We start from the raw sequence: 1532 nt of genomic DNA on the forward strand, positions 1-1532 counted from the left end.
GGGGGGGGCGGGGGGGGGCCGGGGCTCTTTGCGTCTGCTCGGGCTTGCCGGCCCCCCGGGGGGGCCCCCCCCGGGGGGGGTGCGGGGGGGGGGGGGGGGGGGGGGGGGGGGCCCCCCCCCCCCCCCCCCGTCGCCGGAAGCGGAGGCGTCGTCAGCGGAGGAAGGGGTCCACCGCGACAGCGAGGAAGAGCAGGGAGACGTAGGTGATGGACCAGTGGAAGAGTCGCATCTCCTTGAGCTTGGCCCCGGTCACCCCGGCCTTGGCCCGGCTCTGCAGGCCGTGGGCCTCCCAGAGCCAGGCGCCGCCGGAGAGCAGCGCCACCGCCGTGTAGAACCAGCCCGTGTAGCCCAGCGGAGTGAGCAGCAGCGAGACCGCGACCATCACCCAGCTGTAGAGGACGATCTGCTTGGCGACCACCCGGTTGGAGGCGATGACCGGGAGCATCGGGACGCCGACCCGCGCGTAGTCGTCCTTGACCTTCATCGACAGCGGCCAGTAGTGCGGCGGCGTCCAGAAGAAGATGACGGCGAAGAGGATGACCGCGGCCCAGGAGACCGTGTTCGTCACTGCGGACCAGCCGATGAGGACCGGCATGCAGCCCGCGATGCCGCCCCAGACGATGTTCTGGGAGGTGCGGCGCTTCAGCAGCATCGTGTAGACGACGACGTAGAACAGCAGCGCGCCGAGCGCCAGTGCGGCCGACAGCCAGTTGACGAGCAGTCCGAACCAGAGCGTGGAGACCACCGCGAGGGCGATGCCGAAGGCGAGGCATTCACGGGGGCTGACCATGCCCGTGACCAGCGGGCGCTGGGACGTGCGGTCCATCAGCGCGTCGATGTCGCGGTCGATGTACATGTTGAGCGCGTTCGCGCCGCCCGCCGAGAGATATCCCCCGATGGTGGTAGTGAGGACGAGCCACAGGTCGGGTACACCCTGGGCAGCGAGGAACATCACCGGAACGGTGGTGATGAGCAACAGCTCGATGATCCGTGGCTTGGTAAGCGCCACGAATGCCTTGACGCGGGCCCCGAACGGGCGGTGGCCCCCCGGGCTGGGAGTCAAGGCGACCCCTGCGGGTCGGGACTCGACGGCCGTCACGCACACCCCTGACAGAGAAATCCCAGCAAGCTCCGGCCGAGGAGGCCCGTGAAGACTTGCGCGAACTCGACCACTCTAGACGTTGGGGGTACGCCCTCCTTCGCGGGGGTGGGGTCGTGTTGGGGGTGACCGTTCCCCCCGGGCGCTTTCCTCCGGGAGGCGAACTCCGCGCGCCGCCCACACCCTGGAAAGTGCACGGAAAGCGCGCCTGTCAACGGGGGTAGGCTCGACAGCGCCCGGTGCGGCAACCGTCACCGGTTTACGACAGTGGAGAGGAGCCCTGACTCAGGGTGAGCATCAAGCCGACCACCGCAGACCTCCAGTGGACCGATGTGGATCAGCGGGCCGTGGACACTGCCCGTGTTCTCGCCGCGGACGCCGTACAGAAAGTCGGAAACGGCCACCCGGGCACGGCGATGAGCCTCGCGCCTGC

At 69.7% G+C, this 1532-nt stretch carries 2 protein-coding genes; one reads left to right on the plus strand and one right to left on the minus strand.

Annotated elements, in window-relative coordinates:
- Positions 1 to 151: 151 nt before the first annotated feature.
- Positions 152 to 1105: a heme o synthase gene (locus tag ACH4K1_RS32190; protein WP_398093065.1), complete on the minus strand. Its 954-nt coding sequence runs from the start codon at positions 1103 to 1105 to the stop codon at positions 152 to 154.
- Between the two features lie 284 nt (positions 1106 to 1389).
- On the opposite strand from ACH4K1_RS32190, the gene ACH4K1_RS32195 reads away from it, so the two are divergent.
- Positions 1390 to 1532: hypothetical protein (locus tag ACH4K1_RS32195; RefSeq protein WP_398091130.1), on the plus strand; the 143-nt coding region annotated here is incomplete at its 3' end.

It is taken from the genome of Streptomyces sp. NPDC017448 (assembly GCF_044330565.1).
Classification (GTDB): domain Bacteria; phylum Actinomycetota; class Actinomycetes; order Streptomycetales; family Streptomycetaceae; genus Streptomyces.